Origin of the sequence: Streptomyces sp. NPDC019890 (assembly GCF_044903445.1) — a bacterium.
Classification (GTDB): Bacteria; Actinomycetota; Actinomycetes; order Streptomycetales; family Streptomycetaceae; genus Streptomyces.
On the sequence record NZ_JBJDQK010000006.1, the window covers coordinates 168575 to 181735 of the forward strand.

Annotated in this window: 15 protein-coding genes, 2 tRNA genes and 1 pseudogene; 14 read left to right on the plus strand and 4 right to left on the minus strand. The window is 69.0% G+C overall.

The features are described 5' to 3' along the window. The first annotated feature begins 184 nt into the window (after positions 1 to 184). The 4 genes and pseudogenes from ACI2LP_RS18355 (at position 185) to ACI2LP_RS18370 (ending at position 3292) form a co-directional block, all read left to right on the plus strand. Complete coding sequence (locus tag ACI2LP_RS18355) at positions 185 to 748, plus strand: PT domain-containing protein (RefSeq protein WP_404725549.1); 564 nt, start codon at positions 185 to 187, stop codon at positions 746 to 748. Between the two features lie 288 nt (positions 749 to 1036). Continuing rightward, positions 1037 to 1207, plus strand: a pseudogene (locus ACI2LP_RS18360) (trehalase-like domain-containing protein); the annotation flags it as partial. A 121-nt stretch (positions 1208 to 1328) separates the two neighbouring features. After that, positions 1329 to 2696: an MFS transporter gene (locus ACI2LP_RS18365; protein WP_404725550.1), complete on the plus strand. Its 1368-nt coding sequence runs from the start codon at positions 1329 to 1331 to the stop codon at positions 2694 to 2696. Positions 2697 to 2923: 227 nt separating this feature from the next. Next, positions 2924 to 3292, plus strand: a complete 369-nt coding sequence (locus tag ACI2LP_RS18370; protein WP_404725551.1) for an amphi-Trp domain-containing protein — start codon at positions 2924 to 2926, stop codon at positions 3290 to 3292. A 139-nt stretch (positions 3293 to 3431) separates the two neighbouring features. Here ACI2LP_RS18370 and ACI2LP_RS18375 read toward each other — a convergent pair whose 3' ends face one another. The 4 genes from ACI2LP_RS18375 to ACI2LP_RS18390 form a co-directional block, all read right to left on the minus strand. Beyond that, positions 3432 to 3908, minus strand: coding sequence for a GNAT family N-acetyltransferase (locus ACI2LP_RS18375; protein ID WP_404725552.1), 477 nt, complete (start codon positions 3906 to 3908; stop codon positions 3432 to 3434). Positions 3909 to 3984: 76 nt separating this feature from the next. Further along, positions 3985 to 4482 (minus strand): GyrI-like domain-containing protein, encoded by a 498-nt coding sequence (locus tag ACI2LP_RS18380; RefSeq protein WP_404725553.1) that lies wholly within the window; start codon positions 4480 to 4482, stop codon positions 3985 to 3987. 99 nt (positions 4483 to 4581) lie between these two features. Further along, complete coding sequence (locus ACI2LP_RS18385; RefSeq protein WP_404725554.1) at positions 4582 to 5238, minus strand: SDR family oxidoreductase; 657 nt, start codon at positions 5236 to 5238, stop codon at positions 4582 to 4584. A gap of 34 nt (positions 5239 to 5272) precedes the next feature. After that, entirely contained in the window at positions 5273 to 6505 is a 1233-nt protein-coding gene (locus ACI2LP_RS18390) for an amidohydrolase family protein (RefSeq protein ID WP_404725555.1), read from the minus strand. A 226-nt stretch (positions 6506 to 6731) separates the two neighbouring features. Between ACI2LP_RS18390 and ACI2LP_RS18395 the strand changes: the two genes are divergently transcribed. The 10 genes from ACI2LP_RS18395 (at position 6732) to ACI2LP_RS18440 (ending at position 13157) form a co-directional block, all read left to right on the plus strand. Then, a tRNA-Thr gene (locus ACI2LP_RS18395) sits at positions 6732 to 6804 on the plus strand. A 46-nt stretch (positions 6805 to 6850) separates the two neighbouring features. Next, positions 6851 to 6923 (plus strand) — tRNA-Met (locus ACI2LP_RS18400). Positions 6924 to 7012: 89 nt separating this feature from the next. Continuing rightward, positions 7013 to 7177 carry a 50S ribosomal protein L33 gene (gene rpmG / locus ACI2LP_RS18405; RefSeq protein ID WP_003956487.1) on the plus strand — a complete coding sequence of 55 codons (165 nt, stop codon included), beginning with the start codon at positions 7013 to 7015 and terminating at the stop codon, positions 7175 to 7177. 150 nt (positions 7178 to 7327) lie between these two features. After that, the gene (locus tag ACI2LP_RS18410) at positions 7328 to 7780 is read left to right on the plus strand and encodes a MaoC family dehydratase N-terminal domain-containing protein (protein ID WP_404725556.1); all 453 of its coding nucleotides are present in this window, start codon (positions 7328 to 7330) and stop codon (positions 7778 to 7780) included. 6 nt (positions 7781 to 7786) lie between these two features. Next, complete coding sequence (locus tag ACI2LP_RS18415) at positions 7787 to 8215, plus strand: MaoC family dehydratase (protein WP_404725557.1); 429 nt, start codon at positions 7787 to 7789, stop codon at positions 8213 to 8215. 170 nt (positions 8216 to 8385) lie between these two features. Then, positions 8386 to 8943 (plus strand): TetR/AcrR family transcriptional regulator, encoded by a 558-nt coding sequence (locus tag ACI2LP_RS18420; protein WP_404725558.1) that lies wholly within the window; start codon positions 8386 to 8388, stop codon positions 8941 to 8943. Positions 8944 to 9024: 81 nt separating this feature from the next. Continuing rightward, positions 9025 to 10476 (plus strand): DHA2 family efflux MFS transporter permease subunit, encoded by a 1452-nt coding sequence (locus tag ACI2LP_RS18425; protein WP_404725559.1) that lies wholly within the window; start codon positions 9025 to 9027, stop codon positions 10474 to 10476. Positions 10477 to 10641: 165 nt separating this feature from the next. Then, positions 10642 to 11697 (plus strand): UDP-N-acetylmuramate dehydrogenase, encoded by a 1056-nt coding sequence (locus tag ACI2LP_RS18430; RefSeq protein ID WP_404725560.1) that lies wholly within the window; start codon positions 10642 to 10644, stop codon positions 11695 to 11697. A gap of 96 nt (positions 11698 to 11793) precedes the next feature. Next, positions 11794 to 12318: a SigE family RNA polymerase sigma factor gene (locus tag ACI2LP_RS18435; protein WP_404725561.1), complete on the plus strand. Its 525-nt coding sequence runs from the start codon at positions 11794 to 11796 to the stop codon at positions 12316 to 12318. Further along, positions 12315 to 13157 (plus strand): hypothetical protein, encoded by an 843-nt coding sequence (locus ACI2LP_RS18440; RefSeq protein ID WP_404725562.1) that lies wholly within the window; start codon positions 12315 to 12317, stop codon positions 13155 to 13157. Before ACI2LP_RS18435 ends, ACI2LP_RS18440 begins: the two co-directional genes overlap by 4 nt. The last annotated feature ends 4 nt before the right edge of the window (positions 13158 to 13161 follow it).

Below are 13161 nucleotides of genomic sequence, written 5' to 3' on the forward strand. Positions count from 1 at the left end.
CCGGGGGGGTGGGGGCCGGGTTTTTTTGGGTGTCCCCCGCCCGGGGACTGCTGGGGGGGCCCCGCCAATGGTTCCGCTCCCGGGGGGGGGGGGGGGCCCCCCGGGGGGGTCCCCCCCCCGCCGCAGGCGCCCGCGCCATCGGAACCACATCCCTGTCCGACCTCGCACATCAGGAGGCCCCCGCATGCCGTCCACCACGAATGCCACCCGCCGCGGCGCCGCGTGTTCAGCGATTCTCATAGCCGCGCTGCTGACCGCAAGTGCCTGCGGGCCAGGCCCTTCGCCGAACGACTCCGGTGGAACGACCTACGAATACACGGAGGCGCCGACCGAGGAGCCCACGGAGGAGCCGACCGAAGGGCCGACCGAGGAACCCACCGAGGAACCCACCGAGGAACCCACCGAGGAACCCACAGGGGAGCCCACCGAGGAACCCACCGAAGAACCCACGGAGAGCAGCGGGCTCGTCGAGGGGTCGGTCCCCGACAGCGTCGTCGGCGTCTGGTGCGGCGGCAGCAACGCCGAAGGACACTGGACGTATCAATTCTCCAATACCGGAGAGTTCATCGCGAGCAGGGGCAACGCGGGTTTCTCGGGTGTCGTCGTCAGCGACTCCCGATCCATGACCTTCCACGTGCCGGGGGAGTCGCCTTTCGTATCCTCCTGGGAAGTGGTCCAGGACCCCGTCCTGGGACCTCTCCTCTTCCTCGACGGCTACAGCTACCTGCCCGGAAGCTGTGCCTCTTAGTTCACCTCTGAGTCCCCTGGACCGACAGGTGCTTGACCAGGGAGAGCCACCGCGGCAGGTCGGCCGTCCGGGCATGCGCCGGCTTATCCTTGTCCGAGGTGCGGTGAGCACAGCCGCCTTGTCCGAGGTGCGGTGAGCACAGCCGCGGCGCAGGCTTGAGGCAAGGCAGCACGGTGGCAGCCCGGGGCACCGCAGACCCAGGCGCTCATGGGCTGCCGCGGCACCGGGACACGGGTCGGGAAGCGCTCTTGAACGTGCCGGATCCCGGTTCGGGCGAGGGAGCCTCCTGTGAACGCCTGCCCGCCTGTCGCCGATCACGGGATGGTCGGCGACCTTCGGACTGCCGCGCTGGTGTCCTCCGAGGGGACGATCGACTGGTGGTGTACGCCACGTTTCGACTCCCCCGGCGTGTTCGCCTCGCCCCTCGACAGCGAGTGTGGTGGCTACTGTCGGCTTTCCGCACTCCTCGCACTGATCGCCGCGGCCATCGCCCTCGATGAGCAGCTCGACGCGGCAGAAGGGGGCAGCGCCGGTGGCTGAAGCGGATACCCCGGGACGAACGCCAAGTGCAACGCGCGGCGTGCTGGCCCCACTCGCCCTCGCGCAGTTCATCTGCAGCTTCGCCGGTTCGAACATGAACGTGATGATCAACGACATCAGCGAGGACCTGGACACGACCGTGCAGGGAGTGCAGGTCGCGATCACGATCTTTCTTCTGGTCATGGCGGCGCTGATGATCCCCGGCGGCAAGCTGACCGACCGCTACGGCCGCAAGCGGTGCTTCCTGACCGGTCTCGCCGTATACGGCGTCGGCGCCCTACTGAGCGCGGCCGCCCCGGGCCTGGGTGTCCTCATCCTCGGCAACTCGATCCTCGAGGGTGTCGGCACGGCGCTGCTCATCCCGCCCGTCTACATCCTCACGACGCTTCTCTTCACGGAAGTGACCTCACGTGCCCGCGCGTTCGGGGCCATCATGGCGCTCGGAGGAATCGGCGCCGCCGCGGGGCCGCTGATCGGGGGACTCATCACCTCGGGCATCAGCTGGCGGGCGGCCTTCGTATTCCAGGCCCTGGTGATCGCATTGATCGTCATGCTGAGCCGCCGGATCCAGGACCCCCTGCCACCAGATCCCACGCGCCGCTTCGACACCGGCGGAGCGATCCTCTCGGCCGTCGGCCTCATCCTCATCGTCACGGGGATCCTGGCAGCCGACAACAACATCTGGCTGATGCTCGGTCTGCTCGCCCTCGGTGCGCTCGTGCTGCTGTGGTTCTTCCGATCAGTACGAGCCAAGGAGCGGGCCGGCGAGGAGCCGCTCCTGTCGACGAGCCTGTTCCGTAACCGCACTTCCAATCTCGGTCTCGTCACACAGAACGTTCAGTGGCTGCTGCTCATGGGGACGTCGTTCGTCGTCGCGGCCTATCTCCAGGTCGTGCGCGGATACGACGCGATCCAGACCGGCGTGATCTTCACGGCGGCCACGCTCGGCCTGCTCGTGTCGTCACTGGCCGCCGCACGCCTGGCGAAGCGGCGCGCCCAGCGCACCCTCATCATGACGGGCTTCGTCGTGACGATCGCCGGAATCGGCGTCCTGCTGGCCATGGTGAGCGGCTCTCCGAGTGCCTGGGCCTTCGCGCCCGGACTGCTGCTGATCGGCCTGGGACTCGGTGTGATGCTGACCCCGTCGGTCAACGTCGTGCAGTCAAGCTTCCCTGAGGAGCAGCAAGGCGAAATCTCCGGGCTGTCACGCAGCGTGTCCAACCTGGGTTCCTCGCTCGGCACTGCAGTCGCCGGCACCATCCTCGTCGCCGGCCTCACTGCCCACGCCTACGGTGCCGCGATGATCACGCTGGCGATCCTCGGGCTCGCCGGCCTCGCCGCGGCGGCATTCCTTCCTCAGGGCCTGGTTGCGAGCACCACTCCTTCTCCGTCGCACGAACCCACGTGAGCTGCCCTCCGAATCAGACAGGCCCGAACGTGTCCATCGACGACACACACCGGTCACCAGCGCCCCCACGAGAACGGATGCTCCAAAAGCCCTCCCGGGGAGCTCGGACGGCACCTTGACCAGTCGTCGGTCGTTCCGGTTCTTCACCCGGCCATGAGGATGTCCGATTCAGTGCATGGCATCAGAATTGGCGCTATCTACTGTTTCTGCCGGATCGGAGCCAGCCCATGAAGGACCTCAAGTTTGAGCAGAAGCGCTCGCTGTCACGCCTTGAGGCGGCTGATCAGCTCATGGCGCTCGCGGCCGCGCTGAGGGAAGGTGGGGATGCCGAACTGGAACTCGGCCCCGGGACGCTGAGCCTGCGGATCCCCGACGACCTTCGCAGCGAGATAGAGGTCGAGGTCGGCGACGGGGAGATCGAGCTGGAGATCGAGTTCAAGTGGCCGGCACTCACCCGAACAGCGCAATCGCAGGCGGTAGCAGGCACAAAAGAGACCCCGAAGAGGCGGAAGAGTGCGCCCGCCAAGCCCAGGCGGAGCAGCACCGGCACCAGTAGGAGCACACGCGCGAAGCGGTCCACCACAAAGACGCCCTGAGCCGCGCCACGGCCCTCGGGCCGGCCACCACGGGCGAGCGGCAGGCCGAGGGCAAGATCCGGATCGTCGTTGTCTGCCGTCGGCCGAGCGCACGGTCTCGCTCCGCCTCTGCTGTGTGCCGGCAAGCGGTCCGGGACTCTCAGGCCCCGGTCAGGTCCAGCTCGCCCACGGTCTGATCGCCGCTCTTCTCTCCGGTCGGTCGAAAACCTAGCCGCAGGTAGAACCGCTCCGGCCCGTGCTCTCCGGGCGCCCATGTCGTCGTTGCGCGTGTGTGCCCGCGCCTGCGGACCTCCTCGCACACGGACTCCACGGCGAAGCGGCCGTACCCGCGTCCTTGTTGACCGGCGGCGATGTTCAGCCGCCAGATTCCGGAGCGGAAATCGTCGTCAGAGCCGTCCGATGCGAAATTGGCCTCGAAGAAACCCATGACGAAGCCCACGAGCTGCTCACCGTCGAAGATCAGTCGCGGCCAGGCCAGCTCAGGGTGCACATATGCCTCGGCCAGAGACCGTGCGACCGGAGCCACGAGGCGCTCCTGGTAGGGCTGCACCTTCAACCGGCACGCGGCCAGAACGTTGTCCGGTGTGACCTTCTCCAGGCGCGGCGACGAAGTCATTTCGGCAGCCTATAGGCCGTCCCCGAAGGCTCGGCGAGTATGTACTGGCTGCTGGGCCACCCGGAACAGTGCGGCCTCAGTCGGCCAGCCGGAACGCCAGCTCGATCTCCCACTTGGACATGTCCGGCTCCTCCCTCGGATCGGTCAGATACGACTCCAGGCGGCACGCCCAGCGCTCAACACCGTCGACCACCGTCATGTCCCACTCCAGGCTCTGCCGCTCCGCCCACTCCCGTACGGCGGTGATGACCCCGGGCAGCCGGTCGGGATGGCCGACATGAGTGACCGTCACATACCGGCCCGCCGGCAGCACCGCGACGCCGATGTCACCCTCGGGCTCCGGCGTGGACACGACGGGCATGCCTGCCTCGACCTCCGACTCCCCTTCCGTGTCAATGCTGTTGAAACGGAAGAAGGGAGCACCGGCGAACTCTGCCCCACGGCCGGCCAGCCAACGGATCAACTCCGGCAGCCGGTCCGCGATCGGGGCGAAGGCGTCCATCCGTACGGACCCGCGGATGAAGGCGTAGGGCTGCTCTCCGCGCTCGACGACCGCGGGCTGGATCTCAGGCATCTGTTCCCTCATGACATCAAGGACCGTACGGAGACCGGGAATTCATCGCAGAGAGGAAATCGCAGAGAGAGAAGAAAGCGAAGAGGGAGCCACGTTCGGCTAGTTCCCTGCCACGGCCTTCACCGCGACCGTCACCGGCACCGACCCGCTGATCAGCTCCAGCGTCAGCCCCGCCGTGCCCGGCGTCTCCGCGATCTCCGCCAGTACCGCCGCCACATCGTCCCGCGGTACCGTCCCGCGCCCGGTCGATGCCTTCAGGGCTACGAGACCGGTTCCTGCGTCGTTCGTGAGCATGCCCGGCCGCAGAATCGTCCAGTCGAGGCCCGGCATGGACCGTACGTAGTCGTCGGCAGCACCCTTCGCGCGCAGATAGAGGTCGAACACGTCGTCGCCCGGATGCTGAGAGTCGGCGCCCATCGAGGAAACGACGATGTGCCGCCGTACGCCTGCCCGTTCCGCCGCGTCCGCGAAGAGCACCGCGGCGCCGCGGTCCACCGTTTCCTTGCGAGCGGCACCGCTGTTCGGACCCGCCCCAGCCGCGAAGACCGCGGCGCCCGCGCCCTGCAGTACCGCGGCGACCTGCTCCACCGAGGCCGACTCCAGGTCGAGCAGAACCGGTTCGGCTCCCGCTTCGCGCAGGTCGTCACCCTGTTCCGGTGTGCGGATGATGCCTGCGACCTCGTGTCCACCCGCCGAGAGCAGCCGCTCCAGGCGAAGTGCAATCTGTCCATGTCCTCCGGCGATGACAATACGCATGACTACGACGGTACGTCCCGAGCGCGCTCGGCGCTCAGGGGCCGGGATCCGGCCGCCCCTGCCGCGGCAGCTCGAGCGCGACCGCCGCCGCCGAGTCGCAGTACTCCCGCACCGCGCTCGTCCGCGCCACCACCCGCCCCCGGTGAATCACGATCCGGCTGTACGCGAGCGACAGCACCCCCGAGATCCGCTCGCCGCGGACCGCCAGCAGCTCCGCCGGAAAACCCGCCTCCACCCGCACCTCGGGCAGCCCCATCGCCTCCCGTGCCGCCCCCGCCACCGCCCCGTACGCGTCCCGCGCCCGCATCCCGCCCTGCGAAGCCAGCAGATAAGCGGCCTCCAGCGGATCGCCACGGCCCACCGGGTTGGAGACGTCCCGCAGCGCCCCGCTGCCGGCCGCGACCCGTACGCCGGCCGCACGCAGCAGCCGTACCGGCGCGTTGCCCCGGTGTTCGACGGGTCCGCACCCGCCCTGCGGCACGCAGACCACTGTGACACCGGCCGCCGCGAGCTGGTCGGCCGCCCTGGAGGCGGCCTCGCGCGGCAGCCGGGCGAGCCCCGCGCACGGCCCGATCACCACCCCCGGCCGCAGCCCGCCCGCCATCGCCGCAAGCCGCCCGAGCCTGGCCGGGTCGTCCCCGTCGGTGTGCAGATCGACGGGGCAGCCGTGTTCGGCCGCGACCTCCAGCACGGCCTCCGCGTACCCGGTGGGATCGGGGTCGGCGTCCGGGCAGCCGCCCACAACCCCGGCGCCCATCTTCACCGCGTCCCGCAGCATCGCCAGACCGTCCGCCCCCGCCACGCCCGTGAGCAGCCGAGGCACCGCGACCGCCGTCAGATCCGCGAGCCCGCGCAGCGAGCGCCGGGCCTGCAGCACCGCCTCCAGCGGGCCAAGACCCTGCACATCCCCGATGCGTACGTGCGAGCGCAGCGCCGTCGCCCCGTGCCCCAGCTGCAGGAGCGCGGCCTCGGTGGCACGCCGCTGGACCTCTTCGATGTCGTACGAGACGGGTCCGGGGGAGTCGGCGGTGAGAGCGGTGTCGCCGTGGGTGTGCGGCTCGGCCGGCGCGGGCAGCAGCAGATAGCCGCTCAGGTCGACGCGCGTGTAGTACGGGGTGAGGCTGCCCGCGGTGCCGACCGCCTCGATGCGGCCGCCGCTGAGTCGTACGTCGACGGTGCGGCCGTCAGTGAGCCGAGCGCCGCAGAGCAGCAGCGCGGTGGTGTCCGCGGTGGCGCCGTCGGGCGGCTGCGGCTGGCTGTCGGGCATTGCGCTCCTGCGTCGGGCGGTGGGGCTCGGGCGGCGTGACGAAGGGCAAGATCACGCAGCGTGAGTCGAGCCTAGGGGCGCGTCGAGCGTGCTTCGAGGAGGAGCGCAATAGTCGTACCGGTGTGGCCACGAGTGGCGTACGGGACAGGCGGGGCGCAGACCGGTCGGGGGGCGGAGAAACGGATTTGGGCGATCGGCGACCGACCGTGTAATGTCTTCATCGCTCGCCCCAATAGCTCAGTCGGTAGAGCGTCTCCATGGTAAGGAGAAGGTCTACGGTTCGATTCCGTATTGGGGCTCTGATGTCGGTGATCCTCACCTTCGGGTGAGGGGATCCGGTATCGCAGCGGTGTAGCTCAGTCGGTAGAGCAAGCGGCTCATAATCGCTGTGTCACCGGTTCAAGTCCGGTCACCGCTACACACAGTAGCCGATTGTGGGGTCGGTCCTCCGATCGGCTACTCTTTTATGCGTTCATCCGTTCATCCGTCCGTCCAAGGAGCACTCACGTGGCTGCCACCGACGTCCGCCCGAAGATCACGCTGGCCTGCGTGGAGTGCAAGGAGCGGAACTACATCACCAAGAAGAACCGGCGCAACAACCCGGACCGTCTTGAGATGAAGAAGCACTGCCCGCGCTGCAACTCGCACACGGCGCACCGCGAAACGCGCTGAATCAGGCTCGTATACGAGGCCGTCCCCACTGGGGGCGGCCTCGTGTCGTTTGTTGTGGCCAATCCGACAGGCCAATCCGTCAGACCAGGCCATCAGTTCAATCGATCAGGCCAACGCCGTCAGGTCAATCCAGCAGGAGGGAGCCAGCCCATGGCGCTCGACCAGTCCTTCGTGGGGCGGACCTATCCGCCCACCTCGCCCTATGAGGTCGGCCGGGAAAAGATCCGCGAGTTCGCCGAGGCGGTGGGTGACGCCAATCCCGCGTACACCGACCAGGAGGCCGCCAAGGCGCTCGGCCACTCCGATGTGATCGCTCCGCCGACTTTCGCCTTTGCGATCACTTTCAAGGCGGCGGAACAGGTCATTCAGGACCCGCAGTTGGGGCTGGACTACGACCGGGTGGTGCACGGCGACCAGAAGTTCGCGTACACCCGGCCGGTGCGGGCGGGGGACCGGCTGACGGTCACGTCGACCATCGAGAGCATCAAGTCCCTTGCGGGCAACGACATCGTGGACATCCGCGGTGAGGTGCACGACGAGGCGGGCGAGCATGTCGTGACCGCCTGGACGAAGCTGGTGGCGCGCGCCGCCGAGGAGGTGTGAGACGTCATGACGGCGAAGATCTCTTACGCGGACGTCGAGGTCGGCACCGAACTGCGGGCACAGAGCTTCCCGGTGACCCGCGCCACGCTGGTGCAGTACGCGGGAGCCTCGGGCGACTTCAATCCGATCCACTGGAACGAGAAGTTCGCCACCGAGGTCGGGCTGCCGGACGTGATCGCGCACGGCATGTTCACCATGGCCGAGGCGGTCCGCGTGGTGACGGACTGGGTGGGTGACCCGGGCGCGGTCGTCGAGTACGGCGTGCGCTTCACCAAGCCCGTCGTGGTGCCGAACGACGACAAGGGTGCGCTGATCGAGGTCAGCGGCAAGGTTGCGGTGAAGCTGGACGACAACCGGGTGCGTGTGGACCTGACGGCGATGAGCGCCGGGCAGAAGGTGCTGGGGATGTCCCGCGCCGTCGTACAGCTCGCCTGAGCAGTACGAGTCCTGCGCGGTACAAATCGTGAGCAGTACGAGTCCTGAGCAGTGCGGATACGAGTAGGGGGCACCCGTCAGTGGCGGGTGCCCCCTACTTCGTGCGCTTCGTGCGGGACTTTCTCGTCAGCCCTTGACTTCATTAGTGATTGGCCACTAACTTACTTCACATGGTCAGGATGAGCGCAGACGAGCGACGTGAGAGCGTCATCCGCGCCGCGATCACCGAGTTCGCGCGCGGTGGCTACAACGGCACCTCCACCGAGGCGATCGCCAAGCGGGTCGGAGTGTCGCAGCCGTATCTCTTCCGGCTCTTCAAGAACAAGCGGGAGCTGTTCCTCGCGGCGGCCCTCCGCTGCCTCGAGGAGACCCCCAAAGCCTTCGCCGACGCCCTGGAGCAGCGCCCCGACAGCTCGCCGCTCGAGGCGATGGCGGCCGCGTACATGCGGATGATCAACGACAGCGACAAGCTGCTGATGCAGATGCAGACGTATGTCGCGGTGGCCTCCGCCGAGGCGGCCGGCGATCACGAGTTCGGTGAAGAGATCAGGGCCGCCTGGGCCGAGATCTGGGACCTGGCGCAGGTCGCCTTCGCCGGGGACGCGCGTGAGACGACCGACTTCCTCGGCTGCGGCATGCTGATCAACGTTCTGGTGGCGCTGGGCTTCCCCGAGGATCACCGGGTCTGGTCCGGACTCGACATGTCCGACCTCAAGGCTCCGCGTTAGAAGCGCGATCCCGTCCCCTCGGGGATGGGTGAGTTGTACCCGCAAAAGTTAGTCATCAATAACTAATCCTCTGGGGGAGCAATGAACCAGCAAACAGCCCGCCGCGGCAGCGCTGCCTGGGCTCTTGTCATCACCAGCGTCGCCGGTTTCATGGCGGCCCTCGACAACCTCGTCGTCACCACCGCCCTCCCCTCTATCCGCAAGGACCTGGGCGGCGCGCTGGAAGACCTCGAATGGACGGTGAGCGCATACACGCTCACCTTCGCCGTCCTGCTGATGCTCGGTGCCGCGCTGGGCGACCGCTTCGGCCGCCGCAGGCTCTTCATAGCGGGCCTGGCCGTCTTCACCGGCGCATCCGCCGCAGCCGCCCTGGCGCCCGGTATCGACGCGCTGATCGCCGCCCGCGCGGTCCAGGGCGTCGGCGCCGCGATCATGATGCCGCTGACGCTGACATTGCTCACCGCGGCCGTCCCGGCGGCCCGCCGCGGCGCGGCCCTCGGCATCTTCAGTGCTGTCACCGGCCTGGCCGTCGCCAGCGGTCCGCTCATCGGCGGCAGCCTCACCGAGCACATCTCCTGGGGATGGATCTTCTGGTTGAACGTGCCGGTCGGCCTGGCTCTGCTGCCTCTGGCCCGGCTGCGTCTGGACGAGTCGTACGCCCCCAACGCCCGGCTCGACGTACCCGGCACCCTGCTCGTCAGCGGCGGGCTCTTCGGGATCGTCTACGCCCTGGTCAACGGCCAGGCCGACGGCTGGACCAGCACCCCGATCCTGGCTGGTCTGATCCTGGGCACCCTGCTCCTCGTCGCCTTCGTCCGGCACGGACTCGTCAGCAAGAACCCGATGCTCCCCATGCGGCTCTTCCGTGACCGCGCCTTCTTCGGGATCAATATCGCGAGCCTGCTGATGTTCCTGGGCATGTTCGGCTCGATCTTCCTGCTCAGCCAGTTCCTTCAGGGCGTCGCCGGGTACTCGCCCACCGAGGCCGGGCTGCGGATGCTCCCCTGGACCGGTATGCCGCTGATCGTCGCGCCGATCGCCGGAATACTCTCCGACAGGATCGGCGGCCGCCCGGTCGTCGCCACCGGCCTCGCCCTCCAGGCCATCGGCCTCGGGCTCTTCGCCCTGGTCCTCGAGCCGGGTGTGTCGTACGCGGTCCAGCTCCCCGGTCTGATCCTCAGCGGCGTCGGCATGGCCCTGTACTTCGCCCCGGCGGCCAGCGTGGTCATGTCCAGCGTCCGCCCCGGCGAGCAGGGCATCGCCTCCGGCGCCAACAACGCTCTGCGCGAGGTCGGCGGCGCCCTGGGCGTCGCGGTCCTGGGTGCGGTCTTCGCAGCTCAGGGCGGATACGAGACGCCGGACGCCTTCACCGACGGCACCGTCCCGGCGCTCTGGATCGGCGCGGGTGCGGTGGCCCTCGCGGCGCTGGTCGCCCTGCTGATCCCTGGCCGCCGCCGCATGGAGCAGGCCGCGCAGGCCGCGTCCCAGGCGCCTGCCCAGGTCACCGAGGAGCCCCAGTCCGTCGCCGTGTGACAAGGCGCGTGAACCGCTGCCGGACCCGAGCGCCGGATCAAGGCGCATGACAAGGCCCATGACAAGGCGTACGAAAGTCGCCGCATGAGCCGTATGAGAAGAGGTACACGTCCACGGTCCGTGGTCCCGTCCGAGCGGCGGGCCACGGACCGTACCCTTGTCCCCGTGCAGGAACTCCACGACGTCCCCCTCGCCCCCCTGACCACCTTCCGGCTCGGCGGCCCCGCGACCCGACTCGTCACGGCGACCACCGACGACGAGGTGGTCGCCGTCGTACGCGCGGCGGACGCCGCCGGCACCCCGCTGCTGATCATCGGCGGCGGCAGCAATCTGGTCATCGGCGACAAGGGCTTCGAAGGCACCGCCCTCCGCATCGCGACGAAGGGCTTCGAACTCCACGGCACGCGGCTGGAGCTGGCCGCCGGCGAGGTCTGGACGGACGCCGTCGCCCGCACCGTGGAGGCAGGACTCGCGGGCATCGAGTGCCTGGCCGGCATCCCCGGCTCGGCCGGTGCCACGCCGATCCAGAACGTCGGCGCGTACGGCCAGGAAGTCTCCAGCACCATCACCGAGGTCGTCGCCTACGACCGCCGCACCGGCGAGACGGTCACCGTCCCGAACGCCGAGTGCGCCTTCTCGTACCGCCACAGCCGCTTCAAGCAGGACCCGGACCGCTATGTCGTCCTGCGCGTCCGCTTCGAGCTCGAGGACGCGAACGGCTTCTCGGCACCACTCAAGTACGCCGAGACCGCCCGGGCCCTCGGCGTCGAGGCGGGTGACCGCGTCCCCGCCGCAGCCGCCCGCGAGACCGTCCTGAAGCTGCGCGCCGGCAAGGGGATGGTGCTGGAGCCCGAGGACCACGACACCTGGTCGGCGGGCTCGTTCTTCACCAATCCGATCCTCGACCAGGCCGCGTACGAGGCATTCCTCGCCCGGGTCCGCGACCGCCTCGGCCCGGACGTCGTGCCGCCCGCCTTCCCGGCGGGGGACGGCCACACCAAGACCTCGGCGGCCTGGCTGATCGACAGGGCCGGCTTCACCAAGGGGTACGGCTCCGGCCCGGCCCGCATCTCCACCAAGCACACCCTCGCCCTCACCAACCGCGGCGAAGCCACCACCGAGGACCTGCTGGCACTGGCCCGCGAGGTCGTGGCGGGTGTGCGCGAGGCATTCGGCGTCACGTTGGTCAATGAGCCGGTGACGGTCGGCGTCAGCCTGTAAAGACCGCCCGCAGAACCGATGGAACCCCCCGAGCCTGCCATGTTGTCGAGTGGGTGACAGGGTCCTTCAGGACCACACTCCTCGGGGGGAGCGCCTGTGGGCGACGGCGGTTCGGCACGCGACCTGGAGTTCGCGGATTTCGTGACGGCGGCGCATATGTCGCTGCTGCGGACCGCCCGTCTGCTGACCGGCGATCCGCACACCGCGGAGGACCTGGTGCAGGCCGCCTTGGTGCGCGTCTATCTGCACTGGGGCCGCTCGGCGGGCTGGGACTCACCCCAGGCGTATGCGCGCAAGGTGGTCGTCAATCTCTACGCGACCTGGCGCAGGCGCCGCTGGCACACGGAAGTCGTCCGCCCGGAGAAGGACAGTGCTCCGGACGGTCACGACATGGCGGGCGGCGCGGAAGCACGGCTCGAACTGGGCCGTGCGCTCGCCGCGCTGCCCCGTGCCCAGCGCGCCGTGGTGGTGCTCCGCTTTTACGAGGACCTGTCGGTGGAACAGACGGCCGAGCTGCTCGGCTGTTCGCCCGGGACGGTCAAGAGCCGTACCCACAGGGCCTTGGAGCGGCTGCGCGCGACGGGGGCGCTGGCCGGTTACGCGGGAAGGGGCACGCGATGAGCGACACGACTCACTCGGACGAGGACCTGCTGAGGCGGGGCCTGCATGAGCTGGCCGAATCCGGCAGCACCACGGGGCCGCCCGCGGTCGACGCCCTGGTGACCCGGGGCCGCCGGACCCGCCACATGCGCCGCGCCACGGCGGTCTGCTGCGCGACGGTCCTGGTTGCAGGGGGAGTTGACCTCGGCCTGCGGCTGACGGACCACGCGCCGCGTACCCCGGACCCGCTCGCGTCCAGGGTGACACCAGCCCCGGAGCGGTCCCTGCGACTGGGGCCGCCCGACCCGAAGATCGGGGTTAAGTACCCCTACGACCTGGTCACCAGCTGTGATCTACGCTTCGCCACCTTCGGCGACAGCAACTGGGTCAGCACCACGGAATCGAACAGCAAGGCAAGGTGGGCCACCGACCACGTATCCGGCTACATGACCCTGACGTCGAAGGACACCGCACGCTTCGAGTTCCCGCCAGGATCCAAGCGAGGCCCCATCACGTTCCGCACGGCGACGGGCGGCGGGAACTGCCCCATCAACCCGGCACCGAACCCGGCCAAGCCGCCGGTCCTGGAACTCGCGCCTCTGAAGGCCCAGGAGGGGGCCTGGTATCCATACGGCCTCTACGTCCACTGCGGCCTCCGCTACGCCACGTTCGACAGCCGTTTGTGGACGACCGTGCGTGACTACACGAAGGAGACCGGCATGGACGGGAGTGGACGGTTCACGATCGTGAGCGGCTTCGCGAAGATGTCCGGGGACACACTCCGATTCGAGTACGCCGGTGGCGCTCCGATCGAATTCCGGCCCGCCGGACCCGGCGAGAAGCCGCCCATGTGCGCCTGACCCG

Coding starts and splice junctions, on each gene's coding strand:
- ACI2LP_RS18355 (WP_404725549.1), top strand. CDS start 185: ATGCCGTCCACCACGAATGCCACCCGCCGCGGCGCCGCGTGTTCAGCG.
- ACI2LP_RS18370 (WP_404725551.1), top strand. CDS start 2,924: ATGAAGGACCTCAAGTTTGAGCAGAAGCGCTCGCTGTCACGCCTTGAG.
- ACI2LP_RS18375 (WP_404725552.1), bottom strand. CDS start 3,908: ATGACTTCGTCGCCGCGCCTGGAGAAGGTCACACCGGACAACGTTCTG.
- ACI2LP_RS18380 (WP_404725553.1), bottom strand. CDS start 4,482: ATGCCTGAGATCCAGCCCGCGGTCGTCGAGCGCGGAGAGCAGCCCTAC.
- ACI2LP_RS18385 (WP_404725554.1), bottom strand. CDS start 5,238: ATGCGTATTGTCATCGCCGGAGGACATGGACAGATTGCACTTCGCCTG.
- ACI2LP_RS18390 (WP_404725555.1), bottom strand. CDS start 6,505: ATGCCCGACAGCCAGCCGCAGCCGCCCGACGGCGCCACCGCGGACACC.
- ACI2LP_RS18410 (WP_404725556.1), top strand. CDS start 7,328: ATGGCGCTCGACCAGTCCTTCGTGGGGCGGACCTATCCGCCCACCTCG.
- ACI2LP_RS18415 (WP_404725557.1), top strand. CDS start 7,787: ATGACGGCGAAGATCTCTTACGCGGACGTCGAGGTCGGCACCGAACTG.
- ACI2LP_RS18420 (WP_404725558.1), top strand. CDS start 8,386: ATGGTCAGGATGAGCGCAGACGAGCGACGTGAGAGCGTCATCCGCGCC.
- ACI2LP_RS18425 (WP_404725559.1), top strand. CDS start 9,025: ATGAACCAGCAAACAGCCCGCCGCGGCAGCGCTGCCTGGGCTCTTGTC.
- ACI2LP_RS18440 (WP_404725562.1), top strand. CDS start 12,315: ATGAGCGACACGACTCACTCGGACGAGGACCTGCTGAGGCGGGGCCTG.